This is a genomic window from Micromonospora sp. NPDC005161 (genome assembly GCF_053599855.1).
The window spans coordinates 67,622-86,014 of sequence record NZ_JBSFYQ010000026.1; the positions used below are offsets into that span (position 1 = coordinate 67,622).

Sequence of the window (18,393 nt, forward strand, 5' to 3'; positions counted from 1 at the left end):
CTCGAGCCGGACGACGAGCCGCAGGGGTGTGGCTGGTCGGCCCGTGTACGTGGGGCGGTGTGCATTGGTAGAAATCGCGCAGGTCATTGACGACACGACTAGGCGGCAGGGTGAGTGGGCGCCGATAGGCCATTCGGTCAATCCGCTGCGGACTGGATGGCAGTCCCGTTACGTGGCCACACTCTGCCTCGTCGACCTCGCGGCCAGTGCCGGGTCGGCCGGGGTGGCGCTGAGCCTTAGATTCGGCCCGGCGACGGCGGAGCCGTACAACCGTGGTCATCTCTGGCTCACCCTTGCGCTGCCGTTCGCCTGGGTGCTGGCGCTCACCCTCAACCGAGCGTATGAATCGCGCCATCTATTCGTAGGAAATGATGAGTACGTCCGGGTCTTCCAAACCGGTCTCGCCGTTACCGCCATGTTGGCGGTCGTCTCCCTCGCGTTCGACTTCCGACTCGCCAGAGGCTACGTGATCATCGCAATGCCACTGGTCACCGTCGCCGGCGTCGCGATGCGCTACCTGGTCCGCCAGCAGCTTCACCGGTCGTGGGCCCGCGGTGAGCGGCTGCACCGGGTGATCCTGGTCGGGCACGAAACCGCCGTCGCGGAGATGACCAGGAGGCTGCGCCGCGAGTGCTACCACGGGCTCGGCGTGGTCGGCGCCTGTCTCCCGCATCTGCCGGTGGCAACCGCGGAGCCACGCGCCAGCGGGCTGCCGCCGATCCTCGGCACCTTCGCGGACGTTCCGGCGGCCGTCACGGGCGCGGGCGCGGACACGATCGTCGTGCTCTCCTGTCCCGAGATGGCGGGATCCGCCCTGCGCCGGTTGGGATGGCAACTCGAACGCGACGAGGTCGACCTGATCGTCGCCAGCAACCTCGTGGACGTGGCCGGCGACCGCACCACCGTCCGACCCGTCGACGGCCTGCCGATGCTGCACGTCGAGCACCCTCGGTTGAAGGGCGGCCGGCGGGTCGTCAAGGCGGTCTTCGACCGGGTGTCGGCGTTCCTGCTGCTGATCGTCGCCGCCCCGGTGCTGCTCGCGATCGCCGTGCTGGTCCGGATGAGCCCGGGTGCCGGCGGGCCCGCCATCTTCCGTCAGGTGCGGGTGGGCAAGAACGGCCGGCCGTTCCGCATCTACAAGTTCCGGACCATGTACGTGAACGCCGAGGAACGCCTGGCGGAACTGCTCGACCGCAACGAGACCGACGGGGAGCTGTTCAAGATGCGCCAGGACCCCCGGGTGACCCGGGTCGGGCGCTGGCTGCGCCGGCTCTCGCTGGACGAGGTCCCGCAGCTCGTCAACGTGCTCAGGGGCGACATGTCGCTGGTCGGACCGCGGCCGCCGCTGCCGGGTGAGGTGGCCAACTATCCGTCGGACATGCGCCGGCGTCTGGTCGTCAAGCCCGGCCTGACCGGGCTGTGGCAGGTTTCCGGCCGGTCGGACCTGTCCTGGGAGGAGTCCATCCGACTCGACCTGTCGTACGTGGAGAACTGGTCGCTGACCATGGACCTGGTGATCCTGGTCCGCACGCTGAGCGCCGTCGTCCGGAGCTCCGGAGCCTACTGACCGCGCCGCACCCCGTCATCGCACGACTGGCGCACGCGCTGTCGGTCGCGTCCTGATCCGTCTGGAGGAAACCATGGACACCGGGTGCATCGAACCGGTGGGTTGCACTGCCCCCAAGCTCACCGTCATCGGCACCGGCTACCTGGGGGCCACCCACGCGGTGTGCATGGCCGCGCTCGGCTACCAGGTGCTCGGCGTCGACGTCGACGCGAACAAGATCGAGCGGCTGGCCGCGGGCGAGGTGCCCTTCTTCGAACCCGGGCTGCCCGAGTTGCTGGCGAAGGCGCTGGATTCGGGGCGGTTGCGCTTCACCACGTCCCTGGCCGAGGCGGCCGACTTCGGCGACGTCCATTTCCTCTGCGTAGGGACCCCGCAGGGGGCCGGTTCGTACGCGGCTGACCTGCGGCATGTCGAGGCGGCGCTGATCACGTTGGCCTGTGGCCTGCACCGACGTGCGCTGGTCGTCGGCAAGTCCACGGTTCCGGTCGGCACCGCTGCCCGGCTCACCGACCTGATGCACGCCGTCTCGCCGGCCGGCGATGCCGTGGAGCTGGCCTGGAACCCCGAGTTCCTCCGTGAGGGCTTCGCCGTCGACGACACGATGCGTCCCGACCGGTTGGTGTTCGGCGTTTCCTCCCGGTGGGCCGAGCGACGCCTGCGCGAGGTGTTCGCTCCGATGGTCGACCAGGGCTGCCCGGTGCTGGTGACGGATCCGCAGACCGCGGAGCTGGTCAAGGTCGCGGCGAACGGCTTCTTGGCCACCAAGATCTCGTACATCAACGCCATGGCAGAGGTGTGCGAGGCCAGCGGCGCGGACGTCCACGACCTGGCCACGGCCCTGGGACTCGACGAGCGGATTGGCAGCCGGTTCCTGCGTCCGGGGCTGGGCTTCGGTGGCGGGTGCCTGCCCAAGGACATCCGCGCGTTCATGCACCGGGCCGAGGAGTTGGGCGTGGGGCGGGCGGTGGCCTTCCTGGGCGAGGTGGACGGGATCAACCAGCGCAGCCGGGAACGCATGGTGGACCTGGTACGCGATCTTGCCGGCGGGGACCTGCGCGGGGTCCGGGTGGCGGCCCTGGGCGCGGCGTTCAAGCCGAACTCTGACGACATCCGGGACGCGCCCGCGCTCGACGTCGCGAGCGCCCTGCACCGGGCGGGGGCACGGGTGCGGGTCTTCGACCCGGTGGCCATGGCCAACGCGCGCCGGGCGTATCCGGCGCTCGAATACGGTGACAGCGCCTTCGATGTGGCGACCGGCGCGGACGTGGTGGTGCTGCTGACCGAGTGGTCGCAGTTCCGGGAAATCGACCCGGCGGCGCTGCGTACGGTGGTGGCGAGGCCGCGTATCGCCGACGGCCGGCACGCCCTGGACCCGGCCCGATGGCAAGCGGCGGGTTGGGAGTACCGGGCCCTTGGCCGCCCGTGAAGCGCCGGAGCGTACCGACGGCTGGGCCCGGCCGTCCGAACGGTGCCGACGGGCCACCACAGGTCCACATGCGCAGACGGCTAACCGACACCGGCCCCGGTTCACCTTTGCGTCGGGAGCGGGCACGATGAACCGCGGCGAAAACAGCGTTGTCCAGGGAAAGGCGACCGATGCAGATCTCCGTTGTCCGTCCGAGTGACCTCGGCCCGGCCGAGGTCACCGAGTGGCGGCAGATGCAGGAGTCCCAGCCGAGGCTGCAGAATCCCTTCCTCGCCCCGGAATTCGCCCTCGCGGTCGGTCGTAGCCGCCCCACTGCCCGGGTGGCGGTGCTGCAGGACGGCCCGAAGATCGTCGGCTTCTTCCCGTATGAGGTGAGGCATCGGGTCATCGGAGTGCCGATTGGCTCCGGCATCTCCGACTGTCAAGGCCTGGTGCACCGTCCCGGCCTGGACTGGGACCCGGTCCGGCTGTTGAAGGCGTGCGGGCTGGCCGTGTGGGAGTTCGACCATCTGCTGGCCGATCAGGCACCCTTCGCGCCGTACCAGGCTCGGGTGGCCGGGTCTCCCATCATCGACCTGTCGAAGGGCTACCAGAGCTACGTCGACGACCGGATGACCGACGGGAACCTGATTCGGCAGGCGCTGCGCAAGCAGCGCCGCATGGTGCGCGAGCTCGGCGAGGAGCGGTTCGAGTGGGAGGACCGCAGCGAGGGCGTGATGCTCGCGCTGCGGCGCTGGAAGTCGGACCAGTACCGCCGGACGCAGCAGTACGACCGGTTCCGGACGCCGTGGATCCAGGCGGTGCTCACGGAGTTGTCCCAGTCCTCCGCGGCCGGCTGCCGGGCCGTCGTCTCCACGCTCTACGCCGGAGACCAGCCCGTCGCCGCCCACCTCGGGCTGCGGAGCCGGTCGGTGCTCGCCTACTGGTTCCCCGCGTACGACGTCGACCTGGCGCGGCACTCCGCCGGCATCCTGCTCTGCCTCCGCATGGCCGAGGCCGGTGCGGCCGATGGGATCGAGCACATCGACCTCGGCAAGTCCGAGGCGCTCTACAAGAGCCGGCTGTCAAATGACGAGGTGCCGGTGGCCGAGGGACGCGTCGGCCGGTCGTGGGCGGTGGCCGGCGCCCGGCGGGCACAATTCGCGCTGGCGCGCTCGGTGCGCACCGGCGCCGTCGGGGCTCGACTCCGCAGCGGCGGGACGGGCCGAATCCTGCGCGGTCTCCGCGCCAGGCTGCACGAGCGGTGACACCCGGCATTTCATGGATGGGAGCACCTGATGAGCGTTACCGAGGTGAGGGTTGCCGTCGTTGTGGTGACCTACAACAGCGAGCGGCTGCTGCCTGATCTCCTCGCGGCACTGGGCCCGGGGCTGGGCGGGTTGTCCTGGCACCTCACGGTCGCCGACAACGCCTCCGCCGACGGCACCGTGGCGGCCCTGCGTCGCCTGGCGCCCGAAGCGACCGTGGTCGAGATGGGACGCAACGCGGGCTACGCCGCCGGTATCAACGCGGCCGTGGCCGCGGCGCCGCCGCACGCGGCGGTGCTCGTGCTCAACCCCGACGTCCGGCTCCGGCCAGGCTGCGTCGAGACCCTGCTGGCCGCCCTCGGCACGAACGGCACCGGCATAGCGGTGCCGCATATCGTGGATGGTGTCGGCGCGCTCATCACGACGCTGCGCCGCGAACCCACCATCCTGCGGGCCCTCGGGGACGCCATTCTCGGGGCTCGGAGAGCCGGCCGCTATGCCGTGATCGGCGAGGTGGTGACCGACGATCGCCGGTACGCCCGGGAGACGGTCACCGACTGGGCCGAGGGTTCCACGCTGCTGATCAGTCGAGAGTGTTGGCAGCGGTGTGGCCCGTGGGACGAGTCCTTCTTCCTCTACTCGGAGGAGACCCACTTCGCCCTGCGGGCCCGGGACGCGGGTCTCGTCACGCGCTTCGTACCCGGTGCCCGCGCCGTGCACCTGGAGGGTGACTCCCGGCACTCGCCGAAGCTGTGGGCGCTGCTCACGCTCAATCGGGTACGCCTCTACCGCCGTCGGCACGGCCTGGCGTCTACCGCGGTCTACTGGTTCGTGCTCCTGGCTCGTGAGGCCAGCCGCGCCCTGCTCGGTCGGCAGACCAGCCGGGCAGCAGCGCGGGACCTGCTCAGGCCCGCGAAGATCCGGGAGGTGCCGGGGCCGGCGACCGTGCACTCCGCCGGGTGACGCCGGCTACCGCCAGCGCTTGGCCACGCTCACCAGCTCGCCCCGGATCCGTCGGGGCCAGCCTCGGCTGGCCCCGACGGCAGCCCGCAGAGTGGCGGGCGTGTCGTCGCGGCGGACGCTGAATCTCGGCTGGAGCCATGCCGCTCGCCTGGCCGGCCGGCGATCACTGGTGAAGACTGCGGTGTAGCCCAGCCGCCGGAGCTCGCCGAGCGCCCGCCGGTCGTACTGCCCGAGCGGGCAGGCGGCCGTCGTGATGTCCTGCTCGACCACCTCGACGAGACGGTACCGGGCCGTCACGAGCTCGTCGTACGTGGTCTGCTCGTCCATTCCGCGCCACGAGCGGTGGTGCAATCCGTGCGTGCCGATCGTCATGCCGTGACCCTGCAGTTCCCGTACGTCGTCTGCGTCCAGGCTGCCGGCCGTCCCGAGCCGCCCCGCCAGGACGAAGAACTCGGCCGACAGGCCGCGGGCGGTGAGCCCGGGCAGACCGATCCGCACGTCGGAGAGGTTGCCGTCGTCGAAGCTGATCCGCGCCGACGGCCAGCTGAGCAGGTCGTCCAGGATGGCGTGGAACTGGTCCGGCCGGATCCAGTAGCGCTCCTCGCCGGGCTCGAGGTCCCGGCGCGGCTCGCCGATGCCGTGGAAGCAGATGTTGACCGTGGTGCCGGTCGGCACGTGCCTACCGTCGGACTGGGGCATGCGCCTCTTCCTGTCGGGACGAGTCGTCGCGCCCCCAACCGGCCGCGCCTTCAGCGTGGCTCCGGGCGGACAGCGCGGCGAGGACCGTGATCGCCACATAGCAGAGCGCCGCCGGGGCGAGCCAGGGCCGGGGGAGGACCACGTCACGGAGCCAGGAGAGGCGGGCCGCGGGGTGGACGCGCGCCCCGACCTGGCCCTGGCCGGCGGCGGCACGCATGGCCGAGTTGCCTCTGCGGACCCGGCTTAGCCGGCGCACCAGGTCCCCGGTGCGCCGCGGGGTCGCCACCCGTGAGCTCACCGTGTCGACCTGCCGTTTCTCGGCTGCCCCGAACAAGGAGTCGAGGAAGAGGTCGTCGGCCACGAGCGCCGGGAACCGGTCAAAGCGATGCCGACCGGCCTCGGACAGTCCGATCACGCCGCGCCCGAAGAGACCGTCCCGGAAGACCGGCAAACGGCGGTGGACGCTGAAGTAGGCGCGCACCAGTATCGGCCGGCCGGTTAGGTCGAGCTCCCGGCGGACCGTCGCGGCCAGGTGCGGTCCGTCAAGCGCCGCGGCGACGGCCCGTACCCCCTGTGTGGAGAGCACAATGTCGGCGTCGAGATAGATGCGCGGGAATCCGCGCGTGGCCTCGTCCCCCGCGTTCAGGGCGGCCGGCTTGCCGGCCTCGGCGAGTTCGACGACCCGTACCCCCGGTCGCGCGGCGGCGATGGCGGCGGTCTCATCGGTGCAGCCGTTGGCGACGACGGTGACCTCGAACTCGCCGGGCGCGGCCTCGGCCAGCAGGGCATCGAGGCAGCGGCCGATGACGGCGCGCTCGTTGTGGGCGGCGATGACGATGCTGGTCACCGCGTGGTTACCCGGTCCTCGGTCGCCGCCGACGGGTGGTGCTCGGCCGGCGCCGCGTCGCCCGCCCGCGTGGCCGGTCCGGCCACCGCGCCGGCGGGGGAGGCGGGCGTGGCAACGCCGTCGGGGAGTCGCTTGGCGAGGAGCCGGCGCCACACCGCGACGTAGGCGTCGGCCTGGTGCTCCCAGGCGAGGGTCTCCCGGAAGCGGGCCAGCCCGACGGCCCGCATCTGCGCCCGGCGAGCCGGATCGTCCAGCAGCTCGTCGATGGCCTCGGCGAACTCCTCCGGTGCACCGGTGGGGACGTAGGCGCCGGCCTCACCCACGCTGCGACGGGTCTCGAGGAGGTCCACCGCCACGACCGGCACACCACGGCCGAGGTACTCGACGGTCTTGGCCATGGTGGACAGTTCGTTCATCCGGGTCGGCAGGTCGGGCTGGATCGCGACCGTCGCGGTGCGCAGCAGTTCGTCGACGGCCACGCCGTCGAGCCAACCGGTGAACTCCACGACGTCCGTCAGGCCCCGGTCCGTGGCGAGCCTGGTCAGCGCCGGCATGCTCTCGCCGTCGCCGGCGAGCACCATGCGCCAGCCGGTACGCCCGCGGCGACGGATCAACTGCTCGGCGGCCAGCACGGCTCCCTCCACGTTGTCCTGTGGTCCGAAGACACCGAGATAGACCACCTTCTGGTCGGCCTGGCGGCCATCCGCCGGGTCGGTGGTTTCGCCCGGCTCGGCGACCTCCCCCCGGGTCGGACCGTTGCGGACCACCGTCACCCGTGCCGGCGAGACGCCACGCCGTACGGCGTTGTCCCTGAACGACTCGTTGGTGGCCACGACCTCGGTGGCCGTATGCAGGGTCAGCCACTCGAAGGCCCGGAGAACCCGGAAGGCCCACTTGTTCGGGGTGCCGACGCGGGACGCGTAGACCTCGGGGCATAGGTCGTGGTGGTCGAAGACCCAAGGGCGGCCCAGGGCCCGCAGCAGCAGCGCCAGCGGCCAGTAGACATCGGGCGGGTTGCACACCTGCACCGCGTGCGCCCGTCCACCGAGCACCTCGGCCAGCAGGCGGACGGCGATCCAGAGGAACGACCAGGCGAATTCGACGCCGTACGAAAGTACCCCGTGGCCGTAGACAAAGGTTGGATAGGGGCGTAGCCGAGTGCTCCGACTGCCCGGCAAAGTGCGCAGGCTTTTGTCGCCACGTGGCGCGATGACGGTGACGTCGAAGCCATATGCCTCGAGGCTCAGGCATTCCCTGATGACTCGGCGATCGCGTTCGGCGGGAAGGTTGGCCACGAGGATGGTGATGTGGGGCCGGGAATTGATCACGTCCGGGTCACCTCGGTTCACGTTCGAGCTGATTCCCTGCGTACGCTCCCCGCCGCTGATTGAGTAAACAATCAACCGTTGGGTCGCCCGGCGTGTCGGGATGTTTACAGAGGACTCACCGAATGTGCCCGTTTCCTGGCCCTGACCTGCGGCAACGTCGGCAACTCTGATGCGGACGATCGGTCACCGGGTCACGTTCACCGATCGGCGCGTGCCGCGGCGGCGGAGAAATTCGTCGGTCCAGAGGGTCACCGCCAGGGTCGCGATGACGCCGAGCAGCCCGGCGCCGACCAGGGCCCGTGACGGCGAGTGGGGCTGCAACGTCGCGCTCGGCGGGACGAGGACGGCGGTGGTGATGCGCAGTTGCCGAGCCACCTTCCACCGGTCCTGCAAGCTCTTGAGCTCCTGCTCGAAGGCGTCCCTGAGCACGGCGAGCGCGCGCAGCCCACTCTCCTCGTCGGATGCGATCGTCGTCATGGTCATCGAGCCGATCACGTACCGGGGCTCCTGGTTGGTGCCGGTGTTGCGGGGCTGGAAGGCGTACGGACCGGTCACTCCCGCCGTCCGCAGGCGCGCCTTCGCGTCGGGCGTGCTCAGCCGCTGCGCCACCGCCGCTCCGGTGATCGAAATCGACGGGTAGAGCCCGGTCATCGGGTTGGGCGCGTAGGGCGAGACCGGCGGCTGCATCACGACGACCTCCGAGGCGAGGTAACGCGGCGTGACCTGGGGCGCGCCCAGGCCGGCCAGCGCGGTGACCACCAGGCCGGTGGCGACGAGATACCACCGCCGACGCAGCGTCGCCAAGACATCAGACATATACACGCCCTTCGGGTCCTTTCTGGTCCGCTCGCCGCTTATGCTGTGTGACGACTCAGGCGTGGAGGATGCCACGGGGCATGGACGAATGCAGCAAGCAACTCGACCGGATCGGCGGTAGCCGTCGTGCCTCCGGTCTGTATAGCTTGACTTCGACCTTCGGCGCGGAACCGTCCCCGGTGTCGAGGAATGCTCTTTCAATTACCGACGACTGACGTCCTAGAGAAGTTGGAGGGGCGTCGTGGACCTAGGCGAGATCCTCTCGGTGGCTCGCGCCCGCTGGTACATCCTCCTGCCGATGATGGTCCTGGCGGTCGGGCTCGGCATTGCCGCCTTCGTGCTGGTGCCGACCTCGTACCAGTCGACCACCACCGTCAGCCTGCTCAGCTCGCCGGTCGCGACCGATGCAGCCACGCCGGGCGAGCACAACGACAACCCGTTCCTCAACTTCAACGGTTCCCTGGTCGCCACCGCCGACTTCCTCGGTCGCAGCCTCCAATCCACCGATGCCCAGGCGGAGCTGCTCAAGATGGGGGTGACCGAGGACTTCGAGGTCGGGCTGGCCGAGGGCGCGCAGGGACCCTTCCTGACCTTCACCATCACCGGCACGGACCAGGCCCACCTGCTCGCCTCGACCGCGACGATCGCGCGGTACGCCGAGGCCAAGCTGGCGAAGATCCAGTCGGAGAACGACGTCAAGGAGCGGGACATGATCCGGATGACCGAGATCATCCCGCCACAGAAGCCCGAACCGCAGCTCAAGGACAAGCTCAAGTTGGTGATCGCGGCCGGTGGCGGCACCGCCGCGCTCGCCCTGCTGCTGACGTTCGTGGTGGAGAGCCTGGCGCGGTCCCGCCAGCGACGCCAGGAGCTGGCCGCCGCCGCCGCGCCCGCCCCGGTCGCTGCCGGCGGCTCCGCCAACGTGCCCGGCCGACCGGCCCCGGCCCGGCCCCCGCAGCGGCCGCCGAACCCCGAGCGGGACGACCGTGCCGCCCAGGGAAAGCCCGCGGTGGCCACGAACGGCGTCGAGGGTCGCGGCAATCGCGGCGGAGCCGACGAGACGGTGATCCTCAGGCGGCCCGGGACGGGGCCGGCTCCGCGGCCGGAGAGCGGGGCGTGGAAAGCCTCGCCGTCGGGGCCGCCGTCCACCACGTACCGGTCCTCGGAGAGGTCCCACCACAGAGGCCAGAATGTCGACCGGCTTAACGGAACCTAGTTTTTCCGCCGCGGTCCCGGCGCCGCGGCGAGCCAGCCGGGTCTACCTCTCCCAGCAGCGCCTCGCCAGCCTCGGACCCCATTCGCTGCTGACCCTCTACGTCGTTTTCCTGATGCTCGTGCCGTCCCGGTTGGTCTTCCCTGGCATCGGGGCAACCGGGACGGTGGCGAGCCTGTTCGTCCTCGTCGGCCTGGTGTGGTTTCTGGCCAGTTGGCTGATGCGGCGGGCTCGGCCGGCGCCGTTCACCCGGGCGCCCCGGCTCGCTCTCTTCGGCGTCGCGGTGGCCGTGCTGCTCAGCTACGTCGCCGCCGCCCGACGGGACGCGGAGCCGCTGGAGGTGAGCGCCGCCGATCGGGGGCTGATCCAGCTCCTGGTGTGGACGTCCATCGTGCTCCTCGCCACGTCGATCCGGAACTACGACCACCTCGACCGGCTGTTGCGGGTCTTCGTGCGGTGCTGCACCGTCATCGCGGTCGTCGCCCTGGGCGAGTTCGTGCTGGGGACGAGCCTGACCGCCTGGATCCAGATCCCGGGGATGTCGAGCGGCGCCCAGGAACTGGTCACCAGGGGTGCCTTCGTCCGGCCCACCGCGACCGCCGCGAACACCCTCGAACTCGCCGCCGTCATGGCCCTGGCGCTGCCGTTCGCCCTCCAGCAGGCATTCCACGGGGGTGAGCGCAAGGCGATGCGCCGCTGGTTGCCGGTCGTGCTGATCGCGATGGGCGCCATCACCACCGTCTCCCGGACCTCCGTGGTGGGTCTGGGCGTGGTGCTGCTCGTGCTCCTGCCGACCTGGAACGCGCGGCGGATCGGGTGGACGTTCGCCACCGTGCTGCCGTCGCTGGCCGTGGCGAGGCTGGCGCTGCCGGGCCTCTTCGTGACGATCATGGGCCTCTTCACCGCGATGTTGAACGGCGGCGACAACAGCACCCAGTCCCGCACCGCGACGAGCGCGGGCGTCAACGCCTACATCGTCGAGCGACTCTGGACGGGCCGGGGTTTCGGCACCTTCCTGCCGCTGATGTACCGCTACACCGACAACCAGTATTTGCTTGCCCTGTTGGAGATGGGCGTCGTCGGCGTGGTGAGCATCGTTCTCGTCTACGTCACCACGCTGCACTGCGGCGGCGCCGGCCGGCGGCGGTTCACCGATCCGGCCCGCCGGGAGACCGGCCAGGCCTTCGTAGCTGTCGGATTCGTGATGCTGGTGGTGACCTTTACCTTCGACACGCTTAGCTTCCCGATGGTGGCCGGGACGTCGTTCCTGTTTCTCGGTCTTTCGGGCGCGTACCTCGGCATCGCCCGCTCCGAGGAGTTCAAGAGGGGAGACCCGGCTCTGTGACGGACCTGAACCAGAAGGTCGCCGCGGCGACCCGATGGAGCATGATCAACACCATCGTACGTCGAGGGGGCACGTTCGCGACCGGCGTCGTGCTGGCGCGGCTGTTCTTCGGGCCGTACGAGTGGGGGCTGTACGCCGTCGGGTCGCTGGTCCTGGCGATGCTGCTCTCCCTGAACGAGATGGGCGTCAGCCTGGCCCTCGTGCGCTGGAACGGCGACATCAAGCGGTTCGCGCCGACCGTCCTGACGTTGTCGACTATCTCCAGCAGCGCCTTCTATCTCGTGCTCTTCGTCACGGCGCCGACGGTGGCGCGCCTGCTGGGGTCGCCAGAGGCGACGGCGATGCTGCGGCTGCTCTGCCTCACCGTGGTCATCGACGGCATCGCCTGTGTGCCGATCGGCAAGCTGAACCGGGAGTTCCAGCAGTTCCGGCGCACCGTTGTCGACGTCGCCAACTTCCTCGTGAACACCGCCGTCACGATCGCCCTGGCCGCCGCCGGGATGGGGGCGATAGCCTTCGCGTGGGGCTCGCTCGCGGGCAACATGGTGGCGCTGGTCGGGTTCGCGCTCTGTGCCCCCGACATGCTGCGATTCGGCTGGGACCGGACGCAGGCCGTCCGGTTGCTGCGGTTCGGGCTTCCCCTGGCGTCGGCGAGTCTGCTCACCCTCGGCATCGTCAACGTCGACTCCGTCGTCGTCGGCTCGGTGCTCGGTCCGGCCGCGCTCGGCCTGTACGCGATGGCCTTCAACATGTCGAGCTGGCCGGTCCGGATCGTGTCGGACACCGTCCGCCGGGTGTCGTACGCCGGTTTCTCCCGCCTCGCGGATTCGCCGGAGGCGTTCGCCGCCGGCTTCCAGCGGGCGCTGGCCATGGTGCTGGCCGCCGCCGTGCCCTGCTGCGTGCTGCTGGGGGTGCTCGCCGACCCGGTCGTCCGCCTGGTGTACGGCGACCAGTGGGCCGGGGCGGCGGTGGCGCTGCAGTTCCTGGTGGGGCTGGGCCTGATCCGGGTCGCCGTCGACCTGGCGTACGACTGCCTGGCCACCCGGGTGCGCAAGACCCTGATGCTGATGCAGGCCTGGTGGCTGTTCAGCCTGACTCCGGTGCTCCTGTTGTTCGCCCACCGGCTCGGCATCGCGGGCGTGGCCGCCGGGCAGGTGGTGGTGGCCGGTCTGCTCGTCACGCCGGTTTTCGTCGTGGTGCTGTCCCGGTTGGGCATCCGGCCCGCGCTGATGCTGCGCGCCTGCGTCCGGCCGGCGCTCGGCGGGGTGGCGGTGGGCGCCCTGGCCTGGGGGATGCACCTCGTCCTCGGCGGCGGCTTCCTCCCGCTGGCAATCATCGGGCTGGCCGCAGTGGCGGTCTATCTGCCCTTCGTCCGGCCGCTGCTGCGAAGCGGCCGGGCGGACCGGTCGCAACCCGGCCGCGAGGCGGAGCCTCACGGTGAAAAGCCGTTGGCGACGGTCACACGGAGCTGAGTGGAGACTCATAGATGAGTTGGGTGAAGCGGCGCCTGCGCGCCACCTTTGGCTGGCTGCCTCTCGAGGAGTTGCGCAACAAGGTGCTGCTCGGGCACACCGCGGTCGGGCTCTACCGGTTCGAACGGTCCGAGATCGCCCGGTTGCTGGCCACGCTGCCCGGCGGCGTCAAGCCCCGGGCCCTGGTGGCGACGATCGTGTTGACCTACAAACGGCCGGATGGATTGCGGCGGGCGGTGGAGTCGGTGCTGGCCCAGACCGTGACCGACCACGTCGTCATCGTGGTCGACGACGGCGGCGGCCAGATCCCCGAACTGCCGGCCGACCCCCGCCTGCACGTGGTCAGCCTGCGCCGCAACATCAACGTGCTGGGGATCAGCCGCAACATCGGGATGGGCCTGGCGGATTCCCGGTTCGTGGCGTTCCTCGACGACGACAACGCCTGGCATCCGCATCACCTGCAGACCGCGCTCGCTCGGCTGCAGGACGACGACCCGTCGCGCCCACGGCCGGACGGGGTCTACACCGCGATGCGCCGGGTGACGCCGGACGGGCTCCAGCGCGACATCCTCTCCGTGGCGTTCGACCGCAAGCTCGCCTGGGAGAAGTGCTTTTTGGATTCCAACCCCTTCGTGGCGAGACGGTCGTCGGACCTGGTGTTCAGCCGGCTGCGCCGCAGTTCCACCGTGGCGCCGAAGGAGGACTGGGAGCTGATCTACCGGTTCAGCCGGCGCCACCGGGTGGAGCACATCTCCGAGCCGACGGTCGACTACGTGATCAACCCGAACAGCTACTGGACGGCCTGGGAACGGACCTAGGTCGGGCGTGCCGGAGGGAGGTCGGGTGTCGATGCCCGGGAAGAGGCGTAGCACCGGCAGGCGTTGGCCGGTCCTGGCGGCGGCCGGCGCGCTCCTGGTCGGGGCCGCCGTCACGGTGGTGGCACTGGAACGCGGCGTGGCCGAGCCGACCGGCTGCGCGATCCCGGCGCGGTGCCAGGCGGCCACCGCTGCCGGGGCCACGTCCGCGCCGACCCGCACCACGCCGGCCACTCCCGCGCCGACCCCCACCGCGGCGGGATCCGCACCTGCCTCCGCCACGGCGCGGGCAGCCGACCCCACCGGTGGTGGCCGCTATCCCGCTCGCTTCTCAGTCGGCGCACCGGGCGTCGGGCGTTACCGGCAGTCGGACGCCCAGCTGCCCGTGCCACGCGGCTACCGGGTGTACGAACCGCACGACGGGGCCAGCAAGGAATGGGACCTGTACGACTGCAAGGGCACGGTCAACCTGGACCGGATCTACTTCCGTGCCTTCATCTACATCGGCACCGACTGCCACGGCACGGTCAACATCACGAACTCGATAATTGCCCCGCCGCCGGGCTCGGCCAACCGGGCCATCCTGGTCAACGCCAACTCTGCCGGCCGCCTCACGCTGAACATCAGGAACACGACCATCCGGCCGGAGCCGGTCGCCGGCGGGCAGCAGAACGCCGCGCTGACCGATCACGCGATCAACGACTGTGCCACCTGCACGATCCGGATCAGCGGGGTGGACGTGGCGAACACCGGCGGCATGTGCCTGTGCGGAGCCAACGTCACCATCGAGCGGAGCTGGCTCCACGACAACTACATCGCCCACCTCGCCGACCCGTCCCAGGCGCACACCGGGGGCGTCTTCCCGTACGGCGGCAGTGGACCGGTGACCATCAGCAACAGCCGCCTGGAACCGGGGGTCGACGCCTTCACCGGAAAGGAGGTGCCGGGCTACTGGAAGGCGATTACCGCAGTGTTGTTCACGCAGAGTGAGGGCACCTCCACTTTGCGGGATTACCTGGTGCGGGACAGCTTCATCTCGCTCGGCGCATTCGGCCTGTACGCCCAGGACGGGATCGGCCTGCGGCTGCGCGACAATGTCTTCGGCCCCACCCATTGGGGGCACACCAGCCAATGCGGTGCGGACTGCTCGGTCACGTATGCGGAGTGGTTCAACAATGTCGTGGGTTCGATTGACGGTACGCCCACCGGTAAGGCGGTGCCCCGACCGTCCTGACCGGATTCCGTCCGGTCGGCTGCGCGTGGCGAGCCGAGTGGCTGCGCGTCGGGAACGATCATCCGCCGAGACTCGGCGCGATACTGACCGAATGGTGTCGCGGCGCGACACCTGCAGATCTGGTATCTCCCCGGCGCTTACGTACGCTCAGTAGCGTCCGGCGGCCCTCCTTTGAGAAGCAGGCGATCTGTAATGAGGTCTCGGGTGTTTCGGGCCGCGGTAGCGGCCGCCACGGGAGCAGCCTTGGTGCTGATTCCCGCGTCAGCGAGTTCAGCCGTGTCCGATCCTTGTGGCACCGGCTCCAACCCTGTTGTCTGTGAGAACTCGAAACTGGGCACACCGCTTGACGACTGGTACGGCGAAAGTGCCTGGGGCGATATCGAGGGATTCGGCACCCGGATGAGTGTGCAGCCGGGCGAGACGCTCCAGTTGAAGGTGCAGTCCCCGACCACCTTCGAGGTCGACATCTACCGGCTCGGCTACTACGGCGGTGACGGTGCGCGGAGGATGCCGACCTCACCGACGAGCAGTTTCCCCGCCCGGACCCAGCCGGCGTGCCTGCACGACGCGGGCACCGGACTGGTGGACTGCGGCAACTGGACCACCAACGTGACCTGGACGGTGCCGTCGAACGCCGTCTCCGGGGTCTATCTCGCGACGCTCGACCAGCCCAACGGCGCGGGCTTCGCGCACGTGCCGTTCGTTGTCGTGGATCCGGCGAACCACTCCGACATCCTGGTGCAGACCTCGGACCAGACCTGGCAGGCGTACAACGACTGGGGCGGTCAGGACCTCTACGGCGGGGGCGGGCCGGCGTACGACGGCCGGGCCTACAAGGTGAGCTACAACCGTCCCATGCGGATCGCCGGGGACAACGGCGTCCTCTCGGCCGAGTACCCGATGATCTACTGGCTCGAGCGCAACGGGTACGACGTCAGTTACGCCTCGAGCATCGACGTGAGCACCAAGCCGGCGAGCCTGCTCGACCACCGGGTCTTCATGTCCTCCGGGCATGACGAGTACTGGAACCAGGCCCAGTGGAACAATGTGGTCGCCGCCCGCGAGGCCGGCGTCAACCTGGCCTTCTTCAGCGGCAACGAAATCTTCTGGCGCACCCGGCTGGAGCCGTCGGTTGCCAGCGGCGGCGGGGACAACCGCACCCTCGTCTGCTACAAGATGACCAAGATGCGGCAGAACCCGCCGAACGGGATCGCGGACCCGAGCGGGCAGTGGACCGGCACCTGGGTCGACTCGGTGGGCGCCGGCTCCGGCGGCGCCACCCCGCCCAACCAGCTGACCGGAACCATTTTCACCGTCAACGGCTACCGCAACGACGCGATCACCGTCCCGGCCGCGTACCGGAACCTTCGCCTCTGGCGGAACATCCCGTCCATCAACAACCTGGCGCCCGGGCAGGTGGCCACGTTCCCCGTCGGCACGCTCGGCTACGAGTGGGACTCCGACGTCGAGAATTCGGTCCGCCCGCCGGGCGCGGTGGCGTTCTCGTCGACGACGCTGGCCATCACCGACGGCACCTTGCTGCTAGACGAGGGGAACGACTACGGGAACGGCACGGCCACGCACAGCCTGGTGGCCTATCGCGACCAGTCCTCCGGCGCGTTGGTCTTTGGCGCGGGCACGGTGCAGTGGTCGTGGGGGTTGAGCAGCCTTCACACGATGCTGCCCTCCACCGAGGACCAGCGCATGCAGCAGGCGACCGTCAACCTCCTCGCCGACATGGACGCCCAGCCGCTGACCCGGCAGGCCAACCTCTTCGCCGCCGTCAGGTCCACCGACGCCACCGGACCGGCGGTGACCATCACCGCGCCGGCGGCCGGTAGCACCCTGGCGGTCCTCACGCCGGTGACCGTCACCGGGACCGCGACGGAGGTCGGCGGCGGCCAACTGGGCCGCGTGGAGGTCTCCACGGACGGCGGCAACACCTGGGCGGCGGCCACCGGGCAGGGAACCTGGTCCTACACGTGGACGCCGAGCACCCAGGGCACCGCACAGATCATGGTGCGGGCCTCCGACGACAGCTTGAACATCGGGGCGGTCACCACCCGGAGCGTGACCGTCGGACCGCAGCAGTGCCCCTGCACGGCGTTCCCGGCCACCGCCGTGCCGACCGGAGTCGACTCCTTCGACACCTCGCCGAACGAGCTCGGGGTGAAGTTCCGGGTCGGCGCGCCGAGCCTGGTGACCGGCGTCAAGTTCTACAAGGCCAGCACCAACACCGGCACCCACCTCGGCAAGCTCTGGACCGCCTCGGGCCAGCTGCTCGCCTCCGGGACGTTCACCGGCGAAACCGCGAGCGGTTGGCAGACCCTGACCTTCGCCAACCCCGTGCCGGTGGCCGCCAACACCACCTACGTGGCGTCGTACTACACGCCCACTGGGCACTACTCGTACACCAGCAACTACTTCGCCAACCAGGGCGCGGGGTTGACGGCCGTCCGGTTGCTGCAGTCGGGGGTGGACGGCGCGAACGGCGTCTACCGGTACGGCTCGGGCGGGGGCTTCCCGAACCTGAGCTGGAACAACACGAACTACTGGGTCGACGTCCTCGTCGACACGGTGGGGGCCGAGACCGCGCCACCGACGATCACCGCGAAGACCCCGGCGGCGGGCGCGTCCGATGTCGGGCTCAATGCCACGCCGACCGCGACCTTCAGCCACGACGTTGACCCGCAGAGCATCGAGTACTCGCTCACCTCGAGTGGCGGTTCCGTCCCGGCGGGCTTCCGCTACGACAACACCACGCGCAAGCTGACCGTCCAGCCGCAGCACGCCCTGACCCCGTCGACCACCTACACCGCCTCGGTGCGGGCGACCGACGCCTGGGGCAACACAATGGCGGCGCCGTACACCTGGACCTTCACCACCGGCACGTCGGTCAGCTGCCCCTGCTCGGTCTGGAACGACTCCGTGGTACCGGCGATCCCCAACGCCTCCGAGGTGAACTCCCTGGAGCTGGGCATGCGGATCACCTCGGCACTCGACGGCTACGTGACGGGCGTGCGGTTCTACAAGGGCAGTGCCAACACCGGCACGCACACCGGCACCCTCTGGTCGAACACCGGCGCGCAGCTCGCCACCGGGACCTTCACGAACGAGAGCAGCACCGGCTGGCAGACGCTGCTGTTCAACCAGCCGGTCGCCATCACGGCCAACACACCGTACGTGGTCTCGTACCACACGGATGTGGGTCGCTACGCCTACACGGGTAACCAGTTCACCCAACCGACGGTGTCCTACCCGCTGACGGCGATCGCCGACTCACCGAACGGCGGGAACGGCCTCTTCCGAGCCGGTTCCGGTGTCGCCTTCCCGACCTCCAGCTGGAATGCGGCGAACTACTGGGTTGATGTGGTTTTCACGACGACTCCGTGAACGGCCGCAGGCCCGCACCGGTACCGGT

The 18,393-nt window shown here is 70.0% G+C and carries 14 protein-coding genes; 10 read left to right on the top strand and 4 right to left on the bottom strand.

The window, feature by feature from the left end:
- Positions 1 to 172 precede the first annotated feature (172 nt).
- From ACWD5O_RS23585 to ACWD5O_RS23600, 4 genes are all read left to right on the top strand, one after another.
- On the top strand, positions 173 to 1,567 hold the full coding sequence (locus ACWD5O_RS23585; protein ID WP_354964297.1) for a sugar transferase: 1,395 nt from the start codon (positions 173 to 175) through the stop codon (positions 1,565 to 1,567).
- Between the two features lie 73 nt (positions 1,568 to 1,640).
- Positions 1,641 to 2,993 (top strand): UDP-glucose dehydrogenase family protein, encoded by a 1,353-nt coding sequence (locus tag ACWD5O_RS23590; protein ID WP_450086574.1) that lies wholly within the window; start codon positions 1,641 to 1,643, stop codon positions 2,991 to 2,993.
- Positions 2,994 to 3,163: 170 nt separating this feature from the next.
- Complete coding sequence (locus ACWD5O_RS23595; RefSeq protein WP_387325598.1) at positions 3,164 to 4,240, top strand: GNAT family N-acetyltransferase; 1,077 nt, start codon at positions 3,164 to 3,166, stop codon at positions 4,238 to 4,240.
- Between the two features lie 30 nt (positions 4,241 to 4,270).
- A complete protein-coding gene (locus ACWD5O_RS23600) occupies positions 4,271 to 5,203 on the top strand; it encodes a glycosyltransferase family 2 protein (protein ID WP_354964300.1) in 933 nt (310 codons plus the stop codon).
- A gap of 6 nt (positions 5,204 to 5,209) precedes the next feature.
- Here ACWD5O_RS23600 and ACWD5O_RS23605 read toward each other — a convergent pair whose 3' ends face one another.
- The 4 genes from ACWD5O_RS23605 to ACWD5O_RS23620 form a co-directional block, all read right to left on the bottom strand.
- Positions 5,210 to 5,902, bottom strand: coding sequence for a polysaccharide deacetylase family protein (locus ACWD5O_RS23605; RefSeq protein WP_354964301.1), 693 nt, complete (start codon positions 5,900 to 5,902; stop codon positions 5,210 to 5,212).
- Positions 5,883 to 6,749, bottom strand: a complete 867-nt coding sequence (locus ACWD5O_RS23610; RefSeq protein WP_354964302.1) for a glycosyltransferase — start codon at positions 6,747 to 6,749, stop codon at positions 5,883 to 5,885. Before ACWD5O_RS23610 ends, ACWD5O_RS23605 begins: the two co-directional genes overlap by 20 nt.
- A complete protein-coding gene (locus ACWD5O_RS23615) occupies positions 6,746 to 8,077 on the bottom strand; it encodes a glycosyltransferase family 4 protein (RefSeq protein ID WP_450086575.1) in 1,332 nt (443 codons plus the stop codon). The genes ACWD5O_RS23610 and ACWD5O_RS23615 overlap by 4 nt, the downstream gene beginning before the upstream one ends.
- A 183-nt stretch (positions 8,078 to 8,260) precedes the next feature.
- Complete coding sequence (locus ACWD5O_RS23620) at positions 8,261 to 8,893, bottom strand: hypothetical protein (RefSeq protein ID WP_354964304.1); 633 nt, start codon at positions 8,891 to 8,893, stop codon at positions 8,261 to 8,263.
- Between the two features lie 241 nt (positions 8,894 to 9,134).
- Between ACWD5O_RS23620 and ACWD5O_RS23625 the strand changes: the two genes are divergently transcribed.
- The 6 genes from ACWD5O_RS23625 to ACWD5O_RS23650 all read left to right on the top strand — a co-directional run bounded on the left by ACWD5O_RS23625 (position 9,135) and on the right by ACWD5O_RS23650 (position 18,365).
- Entirely contained in the window at positions 9,135 to 10,109 is a 975-nt protein-coding gene (locus ACWD5O_RS23625) for a YveK family protein (protein ID WP_354964305.1), read from the top strand.
- Positions 10,084 to 11,451 (top strand): O-antigen ligase family protein, encoded by a 1,368-nt coding sequence (locus ACWD5O_RS23630; protein ID WP_354964306.1) that lies wholly within the window; start codon positions 10,084 to 10,086, stop codon positions 11,449 to 11,451. The genes ACWD5O_RS23625 and ACWD5O_RS23630 overlap by 26 nt, the downstream gene beginning before the upstream one ends.
- Positions 11,448 to 12,923, top strand: a complete 1,476-nt coding sequence (locus tag ACWD5O_RS23635; protein ID WP_354964307.1) for an oligosaccharide flippase family protein — start codon at positions 11,448 to 11,450, stop codon at positions 12,921 to 12,923. The genes ACWD5O_RS23630 and ACWD5O_RS23635 overlap by 4 nt, the downstream gene beginning before the upstream one ends.
- Positions 12,924 to 12,937: 14 nt before the next feature.
- The gene (locus ACWD5O_RS23640) at positions 12,938 to 13,741 is read left to right on the top strand and encodes a glycosyltransferase family 2 protein (protein WP_450086576.1); all 804 of its coding nucleotides are present in this window, start codon (positions 12,938 to 12,940) and stop codon (positions 13,739 to 13,741) included.
- 25 nt (positions 13,742 to 13,766) lie between these two features.
- Positions 13,767 to 14,972, top strand: a complete 1,206-nt coding sequence (locus ACWD5O_RS23645) for a hypothetical protein (RefSeq protein WP_387325580.1) — start codon at positions 13,767 to 13,769, stop codon at positions 14,970 to 14,972.
- A gap of 399 nt (positions 14,973 to 15,371) precedes the next feature.
- Positions 15,372 to 18,365: a N,N-dimethylformamidase beta subunit family domain-containing protein gene (locus ACWD5O_RS23650; RefSeq protein WP_387325577.1), complete on the top strand. Its 2,994-nt coding sequence runs from the start codon at positions 15,372 to 15,374 to the stop codon at positions 18,363 to 18,365.
- Positions 18,366 to 18,393: the final 28 nt, after the last annotated feature.

Bases quoted from the DNA above. Each gene is read 5' to 3' on its own strand.
- ACWD5O_RS23590 (WP_450086574.1), top strand. From the start codon at position 1,641: ATGGACACCGGGTGCATCGAACCGGTGGGTTGCACTGCCCCCAAGCTC.
- ACWD5O_RS23595 (WP_387325598.1), top strand. From the start codon at position 3,164: ATGCAGATCTCCGTTGTCCGTCCGAGTGACCTCGGCCCGGCCGAGGTC.
- ACWD5O_RS23600 (WP_354964300.1), top strand. From the start codon at position 4,271: ATGAGCGTTACCGAGGTGAGGGTTGCCGTCGTTGTGGTGACCTACAAC.
- ACWD5O_RS23605 (WP_354964301.1), bottom strand. From the start codon at position 5,902: ATGCCCCAGTCCGACGGTAGGCACGTGCCGACCGGCACCACGGTCAAC.
- ACWD5O_RS23620 (WP_354964304.1), bottom strand. From the start codon at position 8,893: ATGTCTGATGTCTTGGCGACGCTGCGTCGGCGGTGGTATCTCGTCGCC.
- ACWD5O_RS23630 (WP_354964306.1), top strand. From the start codon at position 10,084: ATGTCGACCGGCTTAACGGAACCTAGTTTTTCCGCCGCGGTCCCGGCG.
- ACWD5O_RS23640 (WP_450086576.1), top strand. From the start codon at position 12,938: ATGAGTTGGGTGAAGCGGCGCCTGCGCGCCACCTTTGGCTGGCTGCCT.
- ACWD5O_RS23650 (WP_387325577.1), top strand. From the start codon at position 15,372: ATGAGTGTGCAGCCGGGCGAGACGCTCCAGTTGAAGGTGCAGTCCCCG.